This is a genomic window from Mucilaginibacter phenanthrenivorans (assembly GCF_024721155.1).
Lineage (GTDB): Bacteria > Bacteroidota > Bacteroidia > Sphingobacteriales > Sphingobacteriaceae > Mucilaginibacter > Mucilaginibacter phenanthrenivorans.
Window position 1 is genome coordinate 144,642 of sequence record NZ_JAHVAP010000001.1, and the last position, 19,913, is coordinate 164,554.

Genomic DNA, 19,913 nt, shown 5'->3' on the forward strand with positions numbered 1-19,913 from the left:
GTAATTTATTTATCAAAAAGCGTTATCACTTGGTATTCCGGTTCTTGTATTTCAGTATTAATTCGGCGATTAAGGCTTTAGTTTCAATAAAGCCCATCGTTATAATCCCAAACATGGTAAAGTTCAGGTATTTTCTAAGAACCCAATATCCATATATTACTCCGGCTAAAAAAGTAAATATTGATGCGAGCGCGACAGCATAAAGGCTGTGGAAAAAGTAAATCCCCACAAAATCACCAATAACGTTTACCACGAGCATTATGATAACCTTTATCATATTGATCTTCGGCTTGTTCAGAATATCAAGCGTAATCCCGAAAAAACGATCTACCGGCAATAGTACTGCAAAGCACATAAAGATGCGAAAAATATTGGATGCATTGGTATGCAGGTATTTATGTCCGCCTAAAACGTCTATTATAATGTCGGCAAAAAGAATTGAAGCCAGCGATACCGGAATAATTAAAATGGTAAGGATGCCGGAGTATTTTTTAAGGATATAAGTAATATAGTTTTTGTCGTCGCGGTTAACTGCGGCCGACATCGCAGGCATCGCCGTTGCAATAAAACTTCTTAACGGAACCTCTATGATCTCCATCAGTCTTTGCGGCAGGTAGTAAATCCCTATAAACGCAGGATCCGCAAACATGAATTTTATGATAAAGTTATCAGAGCTTCTTAGTAAATAAGAGCTTATAGATGTGCCCACGCTGTATTTCCCAAAATTAGCCAGTTCCCTGATACATTCCCATTTTCGGCTGCTTATTGAGCTGATCCTGGCCCAACCTGTTGTTATTGAATATAAGCTGGTAATTACAACAGCAGTGAAGTAAGCGTAAATAATTACCTGAAAGGAACCCTCGTGTAATATCATTAACACAATTATTAACAATAAGAAGGTGCCCTGCCAAATTAGCTGGAGGATGAAGATTTTGTCGAAACGTTCTTCGGCCTGCAAAATCCACAAAGCAACACTGGAGGGGAGCGTGCTGAAATAGATGATTGCAAACCATTTTATGGTAATTTCGGTGGTTTGATGACCGTGGTAAAAGATAAGAGCAATCAAACTAAAAAAGCCTAATGTAGCCGTAATTACAAAGCCTAAAAACCATGTTGAACCCGCCACCATATCTGCCTGTTCCTTAGTAGCCCCGGCATAAAATTTAACCAGGGAGGTTTGCAAAAAACCGCTGCGGGTTAAGTTGGCCAATGTAAAAGTTATTAAAAAGAACGACCAGTCGCCAAATGCCTCCACGCTCATGCTGCGTGCCAGCAAGCCGACGGTAACCATGCCTACAACTGGCATAACTGCATTACTGGCTAATGAAAGGGTATGTTTATTTATTAGTTTTTTCGCGATAGACATTTATATTTTCCCCCAGGAATTGGTTTCGAAGTTGTATTTTTTTATTACACGGGCAGGGTTTCCTACAGCAACAGAAAATTGGGGTATATCTTTTGTTACTACACTGCCGGCGCCAATCACTGCATGTTTACCGATTGTTACACCGGCAGTTATTACGCAATTGGCTCCAATCCATACATTGTCTTCTATGGTTATTTGTTTGGTTACTACTTTTTGTACCCTCGGCGGCACCGTTACGTCTTCGTAACCATGGTTAAGACCTGAGATGACTATATTTTGCGCGAGCATGACATAATTCCCCATTTTAACGGGGCCGATAATTACATTACTTAACCCAATGCCGCAATTGTTGCCAATTAAAACATCGCCAACACCGTTATTTATTGTGGCAAAATCTTCAATTATGCTGTTTGACCCGATTTCAAAATTTTTGAACGGGAATAAGTCCATGCGTGTGTTAAATCTTATAATCGAGTTTTTGCCCCGCTTATGAATAAACGGGTTAACAGCTAGCCTTACCCATAGCCGCGGCCTTGCCTGTCCAGTAGGAATTATCAGCCAGTGCGCAATTTTTTTCAGCTTAGGATTCGACTTAATAGTTGATAAAAGGGACATTACTTTTTATTTATTTCAGCATATTAAATCAACCCGTTATTGCAGGTTGGGGCGTGTTATTCTTTTTATCTAAGCGGTGCGTAACGTTTATTATGGCCATTGCTAAATAAAGTAAAATATTAGTGGGGTATTGTACGAATGCTTGCTGCGGATAGTTGCCAATATCAAGTGCGAAAATGATTATTACCATTGCCATGCAGTAAGTTTTTAGTTCAGGGTCTTTTATTATATAGTAATAATAGATCCCCCGTTGCAATACCACAAAGTTAAAAGCGCAAAAAAGTAGCAGTCCAATCCAGCCCATCTCAACAGCTACACGAACATATCCGCTGTCGGGCGGGAACTTGGCGAGGTAGGAGTTGGGCGAAAATCGCTGCCCCCAAACTCCCACAGAGCCTAAACCTCCGCCCATAGGATGGGATAAAATATAAGGCTTGATTCGGCGTTGATTTTCGGCTCTAACGTTAAATGATGCGTCATGCGATGGGTTAAATGCTGTTTGAAACCTAACGAGGCTTGGATTTGAAGTAGGCACTTTGATTAAAAATGCCAGGAACAAGCCGGCTCCTACAACAAATATTAATACATTCTTATTGAATTTCAAGATCGCCATTAAACCCAAAGCTGCGGGGATAAGTACAAAAGCGGCCCTGGTGCCTGAGTAAAGCATCACCATTAAGTAGAAACACATTAAAACAACAAGGATAAATTTGTTGCCCTTTTTAATATTGGCAAACAGTAAGCACAGGCATAATAAGGCGGCCAAAACCATGTTGTAGGCAAATACCACAGGGTCAGAAAATATACCGAACTTACGCATGTGTCCATAAATAAACAGCAGGCTAATTCGAAGCGGGTCTGCGTTGAGCCATTTGTTTTCGAAAGGAAAGAAACCTATGTTTTCCTGTATGAATGCAGCAATGCCAGCTATCAACTCAAGTACCAGCAATAATTTAAACAGGAGCCTGATATAGGCCTTAGACCTGATCTGGAAAACAAACACAAAGTAAAGCAGCATTAAAAAGGCAATGGTACGCACTGTATAAACCCAGGCTAAAACCGAAGATGCTGCGGGGTTAATAACTTCCAGCATGTTGTACCCGAGCCATGCCAGGATAAAGTAGCTGATCGGGTCGTTGAAATAGCTCCAATTTTTTTCTGCCTTCTGCTTCACAAAAAAACCCAGGATTAGCAGGTAGGTTAAAACATCCATCACAAGGCCGATTGGGGTGTCGGGAGGAGTGAGGCTTATAATAAATTGGTAGTTGATAAAGAATGACGCAATTATGAAAATGATAATGCCGAATTTCGGATAGGCAACCACAGCGTATAGTAACGGAACGCCTATAAGCATCATCAGGATCAGGATACCGGCTACAATGCCCTGCGTAGCTATTAAATAGCTTACAAATAACGATGCTACCAATAGAAATATCGGCACAAGTGGTTTTGAGAATTTATGAAGAACTATATTTTCCCAAATTGTCTTTTTACGTTCACTATTTCTGATGCGGTCATCTGACATCTGCAATGGTTATATTATTAAAAAAACAGAATTTTGGCGGCCCAAACAAAAATGCCCACAAAAGCGACAACTACAGCTACATGATAACAGTTTTGCTGTAGCTTGCTTAACTTTTTAATGGGATCATCAGATGCAGTATTGGCTGGTACAAGCTTCATTAGTTTATTAATTATTTATATATAATTAAAAATGAACTCCTAAGAATAAATTAAAGGCTTATTTTTTGCTTTTCTTTGATGAAGCAATTACAGTTGCCTTGTTTAAGATCCATCCGGCAAATTTATTATTCAGCAGTTTTAAGTATTCAATGTATTGTTTTTGAGATTTTGAAATACTTCTGTTGGCTTCAAAAACCGCCACCGTTTTATTGGCAAATAAGATCCATTCCTTGCCTTTATTTAACGAATCAAGCGGTGGAAGATCGATCAAGATTATGTCATATCTTAACCGTAGCTGGTCAAATTCGTTTTGGATATATTTTTCATCGTTGATCTCAAGCAAGGTAACATCGCCGCCACGGTTGCCCAAAACACTTATTTTGCTGTTGTCTCTTTCAATATATGCATTGGTCCTGAAGTAATCTTCAACAAACAATGTAGGTTGTAAATTCCGGGTTATTGACGGGTTATCAAAATTACCGTCGATTAAAAGCACCTTTTTATTAATGGCCGAGTAGGCATAGGCCAGGCTCACAGCTATGAGTGTTTTGCCTTCATGTTTATTGAGGCTGGTAATTGCCAGCACTTTTTCGCCTTTTAATTCCTGGTCAATTTCAAATCTAACAGATCGCAACAGCTCTTTAAATTGCTGCATTTTGTTCCTATTTTCCACCTCCCAGATTGTTCGTAAGTCTGGTTTGGGGCCTTTTACCATATTTAATGCGCCCAGCATCGGCAGGTTGGTGCGGGCCACAAGATTCGAGGGCTCCTTAACACTGTCATCCAGGTAGAATAAAACAAAAAGTACAAACAGGCATATAAACAAGCTAAGCAGCCCGCTTAAAGCAATCAAAGCCATTTTTTTTGAGGGCTGGGCTATGTCGGGCGTAGCAGCCTCAACCTGTAGCAGCCTTATTGAAAATTTTGACTGAAGGTTGGTGGCATTATACCTGTTTAAAACGTCGAGGTATTCCTTGGTGGCAATGTCAATATCAAATTCGTAGGTTTTAACAGTAGCATCAAAGGGTACAAGTCTTGCAAACTTGGCGTTCAAATCGGCCAGTTCCCGGTTTATTGATTTTTCGCTGTATTTGGCTAAATCCCTTGATACTTCCAGGGTTTGTGCCTGCACTACCAGAGCGTCCTTGCCAATACGAGGGTCAATCAGGTATTTGTCTGATGTGGTATGCAACTGAGTCACCAGTGCACTTTGCAACGAATCAAGTTTAGGCTTGTATTGCGGGTTAAAGCCACTATGAACATATTCGTCGTTTAGTGTTTTCAATTGCTCATTTGTAGCAGCAATTTCTGAATTATTTTGATTGATAGCAGACTCAATGTACTTCCTGCTCTGCGGATCGAACTTAGAAACCACATTTTGCAACGCGCCTTCATTAGCGGCAAGGTTTCGCTGATTTTCCAGCTTTTTATCGGTATAGGCAAGGATTTGTGCGAAAATGGACTTTGACTGATCTTCAAGATTCAGGATGCCGTTTTTTATTTTGTATTGTTGCAGGTCCTCCTTTTTCTGATCAAGTGCACTCTTTTTTTCATTCATTAAATTTGAAAGAAAATCTACTGCATTCGACTCATTCTTTTTGATGTTTACACTATAGTATTCTATAAACTCCTTTGCAAGTATGTTTACTACAAATGCAGATAATTGGGGGTTCTCAGATGTGAAAGTAACCGAGATAAAGTCACTTTCCTCCTCACGCGCAATATCAAGAGATTTTCTTAACGAACGCTCATCATAGTGCATGGAAATAAGCAACTCATTAAGCCCGCTTTCGTCTTTATTATACAAGGAAAGTGGTTCGCCGTTCACCAATTTGGCCCTGTAAACCACAAGCGCGTGTTGTACTGCAGCCGGGCTCAAGTTTTTAAAGTCATGATTCAGCTTTCTGAACGGAGCGTTGCTGGTCAGATCATGAATAATAAGCTGGTAGGATACCTGGTCAACCAGTTTTTTCAGTTTGATGATCTCCATCAAATTACTAAACTCCCGGTTTATTTGATCCGACTGGGCGTTTGGTGCGTTGTCCTTATCAAGCAGGTGTGTGGAGGCGTCAACAATACCGGTGGCTATCTGCGTACGCGAAACATACTCGTCCGGTAGGTTTTTCACCAGGAAATACGAAGCAACTACTGCTGCGAGAACAATAGCTAGTATTACGTATTTATATTTACCTAAAAGTTTAAAATATGCAGATAGTTCCATTAATCTATTTAACGCTTTCCAACTTGTCCCCTATATACTCCTCAAGATCAGTTTTTGCTGAAAAAACATTTAACTCGGCCTGAATTCTAAATGAGTTTTGATTATAAAGGTTATTCAATGCGGCATTGTACACATCAAACGTGGTTTCCCCCTTCTCAAAGGTATATTTAAGATTTTTGGTTGCGATCTCGGCATTTGTTACGGCTGTTACCTTGTTTCTCAAGTCGGCTTGTGCCGCCAGGTAGGCAAAGTACGCATGTTTTATTTGCGCTTCCAGCAGCAGGAAATACTCCTGTTGTTGAAATTCAGCAACTTTAACAGATTCTCTTGCATTGTGGATAGTGTATGGTCTTTCAAAAAGCGAACCTAAACTTACTGATGCTACCAATTGGTACCCTTTAAAAATGGTTGGCTGGGTTATATTAATAGAAGATTGCGGGCTATAAATGTAGGATGCACTAAAAGCCTCAAGCCAGCCGAAACTCGCCTGGTGAAAAGTGCTTCGGGCAATTTCAACCTGCTTTTGTTTTACTTTAACTTCGGGGTAATTCCTTTTTGCAGTTGCAATTAGTTTTTCCAGGTAAGGGTATGACAGGTCCTTGAAAATCGTTTCCTGTGCATAAAGGTTACCGGCTAAAACTGAGATAAATAACGTTAAACAAACAGCGCGTAATTTATTATTCATTTTTTTTACACTTTTTCTTTTTGAAAAACTGCCGGCACCGTTCTTATAAGGATTTTCCAATCGAGCCAAAAAGAATAATTTTGCGCGTAAAAATTGTCTAATTTTTTTCTTTCACGTTCAGACATATCCGCTTTCCCCCGTTTGGTTATCTGCCATAATCCGGTTAACCCGGCAGGCCCCAAAAAACGCATCGACCACTCGTTTGATGTAAGCATCTCTGCCTCATAAACAGGTAGTGGCCTGTTGCCGACTAACGACATATCTCCCAACAAGATATTGAACAATTGAGGGAGCTCGTCGAGGCTCGAATTTCGTAAAAATTTACCGAGTTTAGTTACCCGCGGATCGTCTTTAATTTTAACAAATGCGGCTTTTGTGCCCCCATCCTCATTTGCGTACTGATTTTGTGTGGATAACTCTATTAATAATTTATCAGCATCGGTACGCATCGACCTGAATTTATAAAAATCAAAAACTTTGTAACCGGTACCAACGCGCTTGCTTTTGTAAATTACCGGGCCTTTGGAGTCAAGTTTAATTGCAATAACCACAGCCAACATAACGGGAGACAGGCCCAGGATCATGCAGCCGGAAATAAACACATCCATAAACCGTTTCCCAACCGGAGTGCGATAGGTAATATCAACTTCCCTTGAGATCTCCATCAGCTTTGGCTTTATCAATTTAAACTTTACCAAAAAATTCAGACGCTCACGCAAATCTGACATGGAGAACGGATAAATATAAAAGTCATGCACCTTTAATTTCATGGCGCTCAGCTTTAACGATCTGTCGTTAGATAATGAGATAAGCACGATGATAACCCCGTTGAAAAGAAAATTTGACTTTAGCCTTTCAATAAGCGCAAAACACTCGCCTTGCTCGTCTACTTCAGCCAAAATAATTTCCGGAACGGTTAAAATGGATTGGTTTCCAAGGTATTCCTCTAATTGACTAAGTGTGTCACTGTAAGCAATTTGGAAATAGTTATTAAGCTCGGATGATACGAGGTCTTTTATTTCTAAACCAGCATAAGCTATCCTGATGTGTGAACCTGCGTTCTCATTCCATTCAGTGGCTAGGGGACTCGTCATAAATACTTAATACTTGAATAATAGCTGATTTTAAAAAAGCAGGATTAAATGGCTTGGGCATATATGCATCTACCTGGAAGGGCATATTGCTAACCTGGGTATCCAAATCGTGGGCCGCTGAAAGCATTATTATGGGTATGTCGCGAAAAAGACCGCTTATTTTGACGTTTTTTATGAATGATTGCCCATCAAAATAAGGCATTTGAAGATCAGATATAATCAATTCCGGGATATTGCCGTCTTCCAGCCAGGAAAACGCGTCGATTCCGTTATTTCTAACAACTATATCGTAATCCTTCGACAGAATGAAATTTAGGAGCTTCAAAATACTTAAGTCATCATCAACAATCAGTATTCTTTTTTTCATGTGTTAATCTGGATCTGATAATGTAAATTTTACCTGATTACGTAATTTTTGGTGAAAAGGTTTAACAAGAGACTACTAAATATACTTCTTATTTTACACTAAGTCACTTTAGTAAGAAACTTTCGGCTGAAATAATCCGCTTTTTTACTTTTACTCTATAAAAATACCTAATTAATAAGAATTTTAAACAATTATTTAAAATTCCTTAACTTGAACATAATGAACGATATAGTGGCCTGTTTTGTTTTTTTTTAAGAACTTTAATTAATTCGCTGTTACAAAAGAAGCAGATTTTTTGGATCCTCAATATCAAAAAACACGATTTTATCAACAGTTGGGGCATTTGCAATGCTTGCAGTATAGTTGTCGTTTAAGTTAAAGCTGGTTATTACCCAATCGTTGTTTGAGGCTATTATACCTGGTTGAATTTGGTGAACACCGTCAAGTCCGGGTAGTAATCTAAGGTCGCCGTCAAGTCCTTGGGCCGTGGCCTTGGTAAGCGCTTCCTTACGGGTCCAGATTCTAAAAAAGCGACTGGCCTGACTAATCTCATTTATATAAGCAATTTCGGCACGGCTAAAATTATCCTCCAATACCTCACTAAAACTAAAATTGAAATTTATATATTCAACATCCGCGCCAATTGCAAAATTTGAAACCGCGAGTAAGATAGCATCCTCTGAATGTGAAAGGTTGAATTGCAGATTTAGTGTTCCCTGGTTTTTTACATAAGGCTTTTTGTTTTCCCCGATACCAAACTCAATGGTCGAAGCACTTTGACCGGAATATTTCCCCAGAATATGTTTCAAGGCCCCGCGGCTAACAATGAACCTTTCACGATCACGTTGCCGGTAAAACCGGTCTGCCCTTGCTTTTTCCTCGTCAGTCAGCAGGGGCAGAATATCATCAATTAATGAAGAATCGGTTTGGGTAATGATTTTCCAGACATCAACATTACTGCCTGTTTTAAAACTACATGCTGCAGGTTTAAGCCATTGTGGATCTGTTATAAGCCTGTTGGTAATTGCTATTTGCCCCATAGTAGTTTACAGGGTGGCAATTTACCTGTTTATAGCTTCATCCAAACATTTTTGGAGTATATCCGCAAATATTTTATCGTTGGGGGCCTTAAAGATGGTATTATGCTCACCCGGGATTTTGTGAATATTAATGCCTTTAAGCGCATACGGCTTCCATCCCAGGTATTCAAAATCGTCCATATAAAATGTCCGGTTTTCGGCTCTGAAAACGTCTACAGCTATATCGTATGGTTTTAACTGATAACGTTTCTCCGCATAGTTATTCATTTCATCAATTTTATTTGAATAACCGAAGAAGCCTTCCTGGTTTTGGTTTTTACCGTATTTCAATTTCCAGTAAGCCCGGATGATTCTGCGTTTTATGGATGTTTGCTTATCATTCACCGTATCCCGTAGCCCATTTTTAGAAGTTACTGCGTACTTCATTTTATCCTTAAAAAACCTTAACCGTTTATAGGTTTTCGTTAGCGGATCATCATAGTGCGGTGTGCGGTATGCGTAGGTGTCAAACATTGCGAGCATCTTTACCTCTTTGCCCATTGCTTCAAATTGCCTGGCCATTTCAAAGGCAATAATGCCCCCGAATGAGTAACCTGCTAAAGCATATGGGCCCGTAGGATTTTGCTGCATTATAGCTTTAATATAGTGGTCTGCAATTTCCTCTATGCTCTCCAATGGCTCTTCAATTCCATCAAGTCCTTTTGCCTGCAGGCCAAAAACCGGTTGGTCGGGCGACATATTCATGGCCAGTGTGTTAAACAATAACACGTTTAATCCCGCACCGTGAACCATATACAATGGCATTTTATTCCCTTTGGGCTTTATCGGTACAAGTGAATCCCAGGTAATTGATTTGCCATCCATTTCAAGTAACTGCGCCAGTTTTTCAACCGTCGAGGTTTCGAATAATGCAGCCAGCGGCAAGCGTTTACCTGTTTCCTTTTCGATCCGGGTCATTACCTGCACCGCAATGAGCGAGTGGCCGCCCAGTTCAAAAAAGTTATCGTAAACACCGATCTTTTCAACTCCAAGATATTCTACCCAGATATCGGCAACCAGCTTTTCAATATCGGTACGTGGCGCAACAAAGCCGTTGCCTGCATCAACTATTGATACACCATGTTTAGCTAGCGCCTTTTTATCAACCTTACCATTTGGGGTCAAAGGCATTGCCGGGATAATTATAAAATTATCAGGCACCATATAATCGGGTACTGAATCTTTTAAGTGCTGCTTCCAGTTTTGCACCTGGGTAGCCTCGCTAACGGTATTGTTTGTAAACTCAGCCACAACAAATGCAACCAGCTTATCGATCCCGAAATTATCTGATCTTGCAATCACAACGGCCTCTTTAATATTGGTTCCGTTTACAAGGTTGTATTCAATTTCGCCGGTTTCAATACGGTAGCCCCTTATTTTTACCTGTGCGTCCGCACGGCCGAGGCATTCTATTTCACCATTAGGCATAAATCTGCCTAAATCGCCGGTGTTATAGATCTTCGCGCCTGTGGTTTTTGAAAACGGGTCGTTTATAAACTTCTCCGCAGTTAATTCCGGGCGGTTAAGATAGCCCTTAGCAACGCCTTCGCCGCCTATGTAAATTTCGCCAGGTATGCCAGGGCCTAGCGGCTTTAAAAAATTATCTAAAATATAAATGGAGGTGTTGTCAATCGGCTTGCCTATTGATATTTTATCCGCATCTGTTATCTGCTTTACGGTGGACCAAATGGTTGTTTCTGTAGGACCGTACACATTCCATAATGAGCTTGCGAACTTCAGAATGCGCTCTGCTAATTCCGCAGGCAGCGCTTCGCCGCCGCAAATTGCCTTTATGGCTGTACTTTTGCTCCAGCCGGCTTCAAGCATGATACGCCAGGTATATGGCGTAGCCTGCATTACAGTGGCCTTATGGCTTTTTATCAGGTCGAGAAGGGCTCTGCCGTCCTTTGCGGTGGCAGCATCGGCTAATACTATTTCGGCGCCTGTTAGCAGCGGTAGGAATAACTCCAGCCCTGCAATATCAAAACTGATGGTTGTTACAGCAAGCAGTTTGTCGTCGGCAGTTAGGCCAGGTTCCTTTTGCATGCTGTACAGGAAGTTAACCAGGTTATGTTGGGCTATCTGCACACCCTTTGGCATCCCGGTTGAACCGGATGTATAAAGAATGTAAACAAGGTCTTCACCGGTAACGGTAATTTCAGGATCGGTATTAGGGTATTCATTAATGGTCAGCCACTCGTCCTCAAGCACCAATTCTTTAGCATTCGACTGGTATTTGCCTTTATAATTTTGAGAAGTTAAAAGAACCACTGCCTGCGAATCTTCCAGCATGTAATTGATACGGTTGATAGGGAAGATGGGATCAAGCGGAATATAAATTGCACCTGCCTTCATAATGGCCAGCATACTTATAACCATTTCGGCGCACCTGTCCATGGAAAATGCAACTTTATCACCCTTCAGAACTCCGTTTTTTACCAGGATAGCGGCTAATTGATTGGCCCTTTCGTTTAGTTCCCTATAAGTAGTTTTCTGTTTATTAAATGTTATTGCTGTTTTTGACGGCATTTGCACAGCACGCTCACTGATCAGCTGATGCAAAGGTGTGTGCTTTGGATAATCGCATTGGGTGTTGTTCCATGCGTCCAATTGGTGTGTTAATTCGCCCGAATCCATAGACAGGATATTTCCTATCAATACATCGGGATCCTTTACCAGCTCACGCAATAAAAATTCAAAACTGTCCATCATCTTTTTGATGGTTGATGCCTTGAATAATTGGGTGTTGTACGACCACTCCAGGGTAGGGGACTCTTCATGCCCAGCGATATTCAGGAAAATCTCGAAATTCTCGTATTCACGCGGGTTGCTGATCAGCTTATGATGCAATTGATAAAATTCAACATCATCGTCAAGCCCCATATCAATATTAAACATAACCGGCACCAGGGGAACCCTTGAGGCATCGCGGGCAATATTTAATTTTTTAAGTAGGCTGCCAAACGTGTAAAGCTGATGATCGTAGGCATCCAGCACTTCGCTTCGGCGTTGTCTTAAATATGTCTTGAATGAGATATTGCTTTTTGGGTAGCTGCGCAGCGCTAGTAAATTCACACAATGACCAACCAACCTGTAATTATCAGTAGCAGGCTGTCCGGCGGCCGGTAAACCAACAATAATCTCTTCCTGGCCGGTTACCTGTTTTAAAAATACTTCGAATGCTGCAAGCAGGGTGGTTACAAAACTGCTGCCCGTGCTTTTAGCAAGCTTTTTAACTTCGTTTGTTAATGCGCCGTCAAGAACCAGGTCTTCCCTGTGGCTCTTATAAGTGCGCAGTGCTGGGCGTGGGAAATCTGTTGGTATATTTAACAAATGGCCGCTTCCCATAAATTGGTCAAGCCAATAGCGTTCGGTTTCCTTGTTCGATTCACTTTCTGATTGTGCCAACTGATCGAGGGCATAATCACTAAACAATAGCGCATCCGGAAGTTTAATGTATTCCTGTTTTACAAATGCAGAATATAGTTTGCTTAAATCCTGCATCATAATTCCTATCGACCAGCCATCACAAACGATGTGATGTGCAACAAACGTTAATAGATGCTCACTTTCGGAAAATTTAAACAAAGCTGCCTTAAATAAAGGCCCTGTTACCAGGTTAAACGGGGTTAAAACAAGCTGCTTATTATACTCTTGTATAAAATCTTGTTTTTGTGCCTCAGCTAATGTTGAAAGATCCTTGTAGTCGATGTCAAGCGTTAGTTCTTTATAAACGCAAATGTTAGTACCATCAGCGCTGAAGGAGGTTCTTAGCGCTTCATGCATGTTCACCATTTCCTGGAGGGCACGCATCATTGCGCTTGTATTAAAAATACCTGTCAGCAACAGCGAAAAGCATTCGTTATAGGAGCAGTTTGCAGCTGCTCCACCTATTAGGCACGAAGTCCAGATCTCCACCTGCGGTTCAGTAGCAGGTGCTATCAAGGAAATTTCGGGGCCCGCAAACGGATCAAACTCAACAGGGTCTGTATCGATCATAATCTGTTCCAAAACAATTATTTTACTTGTAAATATTTACCAGGGTTATTCGCGTCGCTGATAAACCAGCCCGGATTGCCATCTTTGTCGCGTCCTAACCTTGCGCCCGGAAACGGTGCCTCCATAAAGGGATTAAACTCTTCCTTAGCTGCTGGTTTTGATGGAAAGAAACCTGATTCAATCAATTCGTCAACACTTTCCCTGAAGGCGGTAATAATCTTGTCAACCTCTTCCTTGGTGTGTGATGCAGTAAGGAAACATGGGAACAAATCCCAGATATGAATACCTTTTTCACGCATCAGGGTAAACAATAACTCACCATACGGCAATTCATCCTTAAATTTTATCTTCCACAACGAACCGAACGATGGCGAATATAATGGGATGCCTGTTTTTTCGCAGATGGCATTCAATTCGCCGGCAAGGTAAGCTGTTAATTTATTAAGACCCTCCTGTAAAGCAGGGCCCTGGTCCTTCATGTATTGTAGTGAGGCCTTACCTGCAGTAAGTGCTAATGGATGCCTTACAAATGTTCCTGCAAAATAAGTAACACCTGCTTCGGGCTGCGAATTGTCGCCGTATTGCCAGAAACCACCGTCAAGCGCATCCATAAAGTGTTTTACACCCGCTATTGCGCCGATAGGCATACCACCACCGATAACTTTTCCATAGGTACCCAAATCCGCTTTTATGCCAAACATGGCCTGTGCGCCACCCGGATGCATACGGAAACCGCTGATAACCTCGTCAAATATTAAGCAAGTGCCTGATTGTTTAGTGATCTCTCTAACCTTTTTAAGGAAATCAACGGGCTGAAATTCAGGTCTGCGGCTTTGTACCGGTTCAACCAATACTGCTGCAAGCTCGTGAGCTCTTTCTGCAATTATTTTTAATGATTCCTCTGTGCCGTAATCCAGGATCAGCATATTCTGAACCACCTCAGGCATAATACCCGGAGCTGCAGGAATGGTCTTTAATTTTTTAGTTCCGCGAACTATAACCTCATCGTTAATACCATGGTACGATCCGCTAAAGGCAACCATTAGCGAGCGGCCTGTTACTGTACGTGCGATACGCATAGCGCCCAATACCGCTTCCGAACCTGTGTTACATAATGCGGCGCGATCAAAGTTTGTTAATTCTGTGATTAGTTTACAAACATCACCAGCCAAAACATGCTGCGGGCCAATTTCGTAGCCGTTTTCAACCTGTTCTAAAACAGCCTTTTTTAATACGTCAACCTGGTAGCCCAAAAAGTTTGAGCCAAAGCCGTTTAATGCGTCAATATATTCGTTGCCGTCAATATCCCAAACGTGGCTGCCCTTTGAGCGGTTAACAACTAAAGGGTAAACAACTTCCTTAGTCAATGGCCTGAAACCGCTTACTACGCGTGGATCTGCCATATGCTCACGGTGTTCCTGTGTGTAAGCTTTGCTGCTGCCGGTTTTGGCGTTATATCGTTTGGTTAGGTTAGCTAAAAAAGTTTGTTGCTTTTCGCTTAAGCCTTGTACCTGTTTTTCAATACGCGCGGTGGCGCCAAATGGTTTTTTAACTTCAACCTGCTCTTCAGGTGTAAGGTCGTATACAATACCATTTTTTGCGGCAGGGGCTACCACAACAGGCGTAACCGAGGCAGGCGCTTGCGGCGCATTGCCGTTTTGCATCATTGCCAGTTGGCTTGCAAGCATTTGAATTTGTTGCTGGATCATATCCAATGCCGGGTTAGCTGCAACAGGTGCTGGAGAAGGCGCTGTATTAGCATATACGGGCTGGTTATTATTTACCACAGGTGCTGATTGCGGCTGGAATGCGCCTGCGGGCAGGTTTGCATCCAAATGAGCTGCAAGCAGGTCAATGGTGTTATATTCTTCAAATAATTTTCTGAAGGTAATGGGAACATTAAACTCTTTTTTAAGATTGGTGGCGATTTGCGTTAACAAAAGCGAATCGAAGCCGATCTCGATAAAATTCATATCGGTTGATGCTCCATCGATCTCGATTCCGGAGGCATCTTCAAATAGTTCCTTTAGTTTACCGGTTAATAGTTCTTTTCTCATCAGGGATTGTTGTAAATGGGTTTGTTCTTGTTGTATGGGTGTTGTTTGCTCTGTTTGTTCTGTTTCTGTTGTCGTTGCGCTTACAGGCAGTGCTGCTTCAAGCCAATAACGTTTATTATCAAATGCATAGGCTGGCAGGTTTACTTTTAACCGCTGCTGATCGTGGTAAAAAGCCTTCCAATCAGGCTCCGTTCCATTCAGCCATAACTGACCTAATGCCCTTAATACGGAATAGTACTCGGTAAGTGTTGCGTTTTTTTCAAATCCAGCCATAATTGGCGTAGTTTTCACCGTAACCTGCTGGCGTGCAAGGGTTGCAAGCACGTTTCCAGGGCCTACTTCCAGTAAAATGCGGCCATCTTCCTCCTGCAATGTATCCACAGCATTTGCAAAGCGGACAGTGCTGCGCAGGTGATTTGCCCAGTAGTGCGGGTTGGTGGCTTCGGCTTCGCTCATCCATGTTCCGGTAACTGTTGATACAATTGGTTTAACCGGCGGATATAACTTAACCGATTTAACAACTGCTTCAAACGGCGCAACAATATCATCCATCATAGCCGAATGAAAGGCGTGACTGGTTTGCAGCAGCATACTAGGAATAGATTTTTGTGCAAGCTCTTCCGAAAAAGCTGCCACCAGTTCATCCGGACCAGCCACAACGCTAAGCTTATTGCTGTTAATTACCGCGATGGAGAGATTCGCAGGCAAAATAGTGGCTAATGTTTCTGCATCGATCCGAACAGAAAGCATGCTGCCTTTAGCAACTTCACTTACCATTTTTGCGCGGGTTGAGATTAGCAGTAGTGCATCCTTTAAGCTGAAGATCCCAGCTAAGTGCCCGGCAACGAATTCGCCGATGCTATGGCCCGTTAATATGGCCGGCTCAATTCCCCAGCTCATCCATAGCTTAGCCATGGCATACTCCATTATGAATATGGCCGGTTGGGTATAGAATGTGTTTTTTATAGTTTCCGCTGATGTCTGGTCAATCGTCTTAGGATAGATCACATCGAAGATCTGTGCGTGGGGTGTATCTTTTAAAAGATCGATGCATTCATTAACAGCGGCTTCAAATACCGGTTCATTATCATAAAGCTCGCGGCCCATGTTCACATATTGCGAACCCTGGCCCGGGAACATAAACACAATTTCAGAAGCTTTTGATGTGAGATTTTTTGACGACGACGTTTCAATCGGCGCATTTAGTTTCGCCGATAGCATCTCGTTATCTTCTGCAATTACAAACCTGCGATGATTAAACTCAGTCCTGGTTTTTTGCAGGGTTGAGGCAATATCAGCAACGCTAATATCCTTATTATCATCAACAAAATCCGCAAGCTTTTTGGCGTAATTACCAACACTTGTTTCGGTTTTTGCCGACCATGTGATTAAACTTAAAGGCTTAGGCATACTGGCTTGCATAGGAACACTTATGTGCTCCTCTAAAATAATATGCACGTTGGTGCCGCCAACCCCAAAAGAACTAACACCCGCTCTTCTTTTTTCTGTCGATTCCCAATTTTTCAACGTTGAATTAACGTAGAACGGGCTTTCGGTCAAATTAATGTTTGGATTGCTATGTTGATAAAATAGCGATGGAGGGATCTGCCGGTGCTTTAAGGCTAACGCGGTTTTTATCAAACCGGCTACTCCTGATGCCGCGGTAGTATGTCCTATATTACTTTTTACTGAGCCTATGGCACAATATTGTTTTTGCGCCTGTTCACCGAATGCCAGGTTAAGGCCCTCTATTTCTATCGGATCACCCAATGGAGTTGCCGTGCCGTGTGCCTCAATGTAGCTGATCGTAGCCGGATCAATGTCAGCGTCATTTATCGCCATAGCGATAGCGCCAGCTTGTCCCTGTGCACTCGGGCCGCCAAAGCTTCCCTTGTCAGCGCCATCATTGTTTATGCCGATCCCTTTTATTACGGCGTAAATTGTGTCGCCGTCACGTTCTGCATCTTCTAAACTTTTTAAAAGTACCACACCTGCGCCATCGCTAAACACGGTGCCTGTAGCTTCGGCATCAAACGGGCGGCAATGGCCATCCTTACTCATGATGGAGCCTTCCTCGTAAAAATGCCCGCTTTTTATAGGCGATGTAATAGATACTGCACCCGCAAGGGCTATATCACATTGCCCGCTCCTGATGCTGCTTACCGCCTGTGCAATTGCCAACGATGAGGTTGAGCATGCAGAATGCACAGCTACAGCCGGTCCCTTCATATCTAACTGGTAAGCTGTGCGGGTTGCTATGTAATCTTTTTCATTTAGTGTGCGAACGTTAAAATGACCATACTGGTCAACCTTAGCAGGGTGACTAAGTACATTATGTGTATAGTAAGTATTGTAACCCGTGCCTGCAAATACGCCTACCTGGCCGTTATATTTTTGTGGCAGATAGCCGGTGCCTTCCAGCGCTTCCCAGGCAATCTCTAAAAAGATGCGTTGTTGTGGATCCATCAATTCAGCCGAACGCGGGTTGAAGCCAAAGAATGCGGCATCAAATTCATCTGCACCATCAAGTACACCTCTTGCCTTAACGTAAGCAGGGTCGTTCTTTATAGCCGCCGGTATCGATGCATCAAGTTCGGTGGCTGTAAAGAAACTGGTTCCCTCGCGACCTTCAATAAGCATGTTCCAAAATTCATCAACGTTTTTGGCTCCGGGGAAGCGGCCCGCCATGCCTATTACAGCAATGTCGCTGTTGGCTTTTTTGTCTGTATTCTTTTTGAATGTGAATGCCGATGTTTTATTTGCCCCGGTAATAAAGTTTACCATGCCGCTAACCGTAGGATATTGATATAGTTTGGTAATGGGTACCTGGTAATTAAACTGTTGCTTTAACATCGCCACCGTTTTCAGGGCCAGCAATGAGTTGCCGCCAAGCAGGAAGAAATTATCATCAATGCCGATCTTATCCAGCAGCAGTAATTCCATCCAAATAGCGGTGATGTTTTTTTCGATAGGAGTAGAGGGCGCCTTGTATAATGTGCTGAGCTCCGGCCTTTTCAGGTCTGGCTTTGGTAAATTCTTCCTGTCCACCTTCCCGCTGGTAGTTTTAGGCAGCTCGCTCAGCCAAACGTAGGCTGATGGGTGCATAAAATCAGGCAACGCCTGTTCAATGCTTTTGCGCACATAGTCGGTGTCTGGTTTATTGGTAGCGGACACCATATAGGCCACCAGTCGTTTTTGACCGATAACATCTTCACGGGCAACAACTATGGCCTGTTGAATATCATTCAATTGGTTGATCAGTACTTCTATCTCACCCAGTTCAACCCGGTTACCCCGGATTTTAACCTGCGTATCCCTGCGGCCTAAATAATCTATATTCCCGTCTGGCATATATTTAGCCAGATCGCCGGTGCGGTAAATTCGGGTTGTTTTATCTGTCGATTCATTCCAGTTTATGAACTTTTCGGCGGTCATCTCCGGGCGGTTCAGGTAACCATCGGCTAATGCCAGGCCACTTACACAAAGTTCACCGGTTTCACCGTAGGGAACCTGTTTCAGTTCTTCATCTAAAATAAGGATCTCGGTATTGTCTATCGGAATGCCGATTGAGGGTAGTGGCGGCCATAACGAGGGATCGCCATCTAACTTTAACTGTGTTACTACGTGCGTTTCAGTTGGGCCGTATTGGTTAAACAAAACACAATCCGGCAAAGCAGAAAAGAAGCGAACTATTTGCGGCGTGATCTTTAATTGCTCACCGGCTGTCATCACCTCCTTTAAACATGCGGGAAAATATTTCTCCGCATCAGCGGCTTCTGTTAAATACTGGAGAACAACGAACGGTAAAAAGATGCGGTTAACGTTGTATTGCTCAATGTAGCGTAACAGTTGATAAGGATCAACACGGAGGTCATTATCAACCAAAACTAACGTGCCACCGGTTGTTAATGTAGAGAAGATCTCCTGGAATGAAACATCAAAACTTAACGGTGCAAATTGTAATGTGTTTATACCTGTTTTTGAGATCGAATTTTTTTGTTGCCATGAAAGCAAATTTGCCAAAGCAGTGTGTCCCATCGAAACTCCCTTCGGGGTCCCGGTGGAACCAGATGTATATAAAACAAAACATGCCGACTTGCTTTCGGGGATAGCCTGATCGGCAATTTCGTATTCGTTATCGGATGTTAGTACAGTAATACCCAGCGGCTCAAATAAATGTTTTTGAGCAGATACTGATAAACAAAGATCGATTTTGGAGTCATTTACTATTTGTTGGAGGCGATCCAGCGGGTATTCGGGATCAAGCGGTAAATATGCCTTGCCCGACTTTAATATTGCTAACACACTGATTACAGTTTCTATAGCCCGATGAGTGCTTACTCCCGCATTTAGTGAATTGGGAGAGTGCTTTATGATCGCAGCGGCCAGGCTATCGGCTTTTTGGCCCAGCTGGCTGTAGGTTAAAGTTTGATCGCCAAAAATAACGGCAACTGAATCAGGAGTTTTATTTTTTTGCAGCTCAAACAGTTGATGGATCAGCAATTTGTTCATATCTTCTTTTTGTGCTTCGGCCAGGTTGCTCATAAGCTATTTTTTTTGAGTAAAATCAACGGTAACACGCTTAGCATTAAAATGCTTTGCATTAAAGCATAATTGTTCAATTTAAACTTAAATAGTTGTTTAGTAAAGTAAATTTGTAAAAATAGGGGTAAAAAGTGTTCTTGAAAACAATTATGCATTTTATACGTCTGCTTTTTCATTTTGGTTATAGCCGTAAGGAATATTA

The 19,913-nt window shown here is 42.1% G+C and carries 11 protein-coding genes; all 11 read right to left on the reverse strand.

All coding sequences use genetic code 11. The features are described from left to right. Positions 1-25: 25 nt before the first annotated feature. Positions 26-1,366 carry an oligosaccharide flippase family protein gene (locus tag KXD93_RS00720; RefSeq protein WP_258134936.1) on the reverse strand — a complete coding sequence of 447 codons (1,341 nt, stop codon included), beginning with the start codon at positions 1,364-1,366 and terminating at the stop codon, positions 26-28. Beyond that, on the reverse strand, positions 1,367-1,981 hold the full coding sequence (locus KXD93_RS00725; RefSeq protein WP_258134937.1) for an acyltransferase: 615 nt from the start codon (positions 1,979-1,981) through the stop codon (positions 1,367-1,369). A 28-nt stretch (positions 1,982-2,009) separates the two neighbouring features. Beyond that, entirely contained in the window at positions 2,010-3,506 is a 1,497-nt protein-coding gene (locus KXD93_RS00730; protein WP_258134938.1) for an O-antigen ligase family protein, read from the reverse strand. A gap of 17 nt (positions 3,507-3,523) precedes the next feature. After that, on the reverse strand, positions 3,524-3,664 hold the full coding sequence (locus KXD93_RS00735; RefSeq protein ID WP_258134939.1) for a hypothetical protein: 141 nt from the start codon (positions 3,662-3,664) through the stop codon (positions 3,524-3,526). A 58-nt stretch (positions 3,665-3,722) separates the two neighbouring features. Beyond that, positions 3,723-5,885, reverse strand: a complete 2,163-nt coding sequence (locus tag KXD93_RS00740; protein WP_258134940.1) for a GumC family protein — start codon at positions 5,883-5,885, stop codon at positions 3,723-3,725. A gap of 4 nt (positions 5,886-5,889) precedes the next feature. Beyond that, positions 5,890-6,570, reverse strand: coding sequence for a TolC family protein (locus KXD93_RS00745; protein WP_258134941.1), 681 nt, complete (start codon positions 6,568-6,570; stop codon positions 5,890-5,892). A gap of 5 nt (positions 6,571-6,575) precedes the next feature. Continuing rightward, positions 6,576-7,664: a sugar transferase gene (locus KXD93_RS00750; RefSeq protein WP_258134942.1), complete on the reverse strand. Its 1,089-nt coding sequence runs from the start codon at positions 7,662-7,664 to the stop codon at positions 6,576-6,578. After that, positions 7,642-8,031: a response regulator gene (locus tag KXD93_RS00755; protein ID WP_258134943.1), complete on the reverse strand. Its 390-nt coding sequence runs from the start codon at positions 8,029-8,031 to the stop codon at positions 7,642-7,644. Before KXD93_RS00755 ends, KXD93_RS00750 begins: the two co-directional genes overlap by 23 nt. A gap of 275 nt (positions 8,032-8,306) precedes the next feature. Continuing rightward, a complete protein-coding gene (locus KXD93_RS00760) occupies positions 8,307-9,071 on the reverse strand; it encodes a 4'-phosphopantetheinyl transferase family protein (protein WP_258134944.1) in 765 nt (254 codons plus the stop codon). A 21-nt stretch (positions 9,072-9,092) separates the two neighbouring features. Beyond that, entirely contained in the window at positions 9,093-13,109 is a 4,017-nt protein-coding gene (locus KXD93_RS00765; RefSeq protein WP_258134945.1) for a non-ribosomal peptide synthetase, read from the reverse strand. Positions 13,110-13,126: 17 nt separating this feature from the next. Continuing rightward, positions 13,127-19,711, reverse strand: a complete 6,585-nt coding sequence (locus KXD93_RS00770; protein WP_258134946.1) for a polyketide synthase — start codon at positions 19,709-19,711, stop codon at positions 13,127-13,129. Positions 19,712-19,913 lie beyond the last annotated feature (202 nt).

Excerpts from the sequence above, each read along its gene's own strand:
- KXD93_RS00755 (WP_258134943.1), bottom strand. The coding sequence starts at position 8,031 with ATGAAAAAAAGAATACTGATTGTTGATGATGACTTAAGTATTTTGAAG.
- KXD93_RS00735 (WP_258134939.1), bottom strand. The coding sequence starts at position 3,664 with ATGAAGCTTGTACCAGCCAATACTGCATCTGATGATCCCATTAAAAAG.
- KXD93_RS00725 (WP_258134937.1), bottom strand. The coding sequence starts at position 1,981 with ATGTCCCTTTTATCAACTATTAAGTCGAATCCTAAGCTGAAAAAAATT.
- KXD93_RS00745 (WP_258134941.1), bottom strand. The coding sequence starts at position 6,570 with ATGAATAATAAATTACGCGCTGTTTGTTTAACGTTATTTATCTCAGTT.
- KXD93_RS00730 (WP_258134938.1), bottom strand. The coding sequence starts at position 3,506 with ATGTCAGATGACCGCATCAGAAATAGTGAACGTAAAAAGACAATTTGG.
- KXD93_RS00720 (WP_258134936.1), bottom strand. The coding sequence starts at position 1,366 with ATGTCTATCGCGAAAAAACTAATAAATAAACATACCCTTTCATTAGCC.
- KXD93_RS00750 (WP_258134942.1), bottom strand. The coding sequence starts at position 7,664 with ATGACGAGTCCCCTAGCCACTGAATGGAATGAGAACGCAGGTTCACAC.
- KXD93_RS00770 (WP_258134946.1), bottom strand. The coding sequence starts at position 19,711 with ATGAGCAACCTGGCCGAAGCACAAAAAGAAGATATGAACAAATTGCTG.
- KXD93_RS00765 (WP_258134945.1), bottom strand. The coding sequence starts at position 13,109 with ATGATCGATACAGACCCTGTTGAGTTTGATCCGTTTGCGGGCCCCGAA.
- KXD93_RS00740 (WP_258134940.1), bottom strand. The coding sequence starts at position 5,885 with ATGGAACTATCTGCATATTTTAAACTTTTAGGTAAATATAAATACGTA.
- KXD93_RS00760 (WP_258134944.1), bottom strand. The coding sequence starts at position 9,071 with ATGGGGCAAATAGCAATTACCAACAGGCTTATAACAGATCCACAATGG.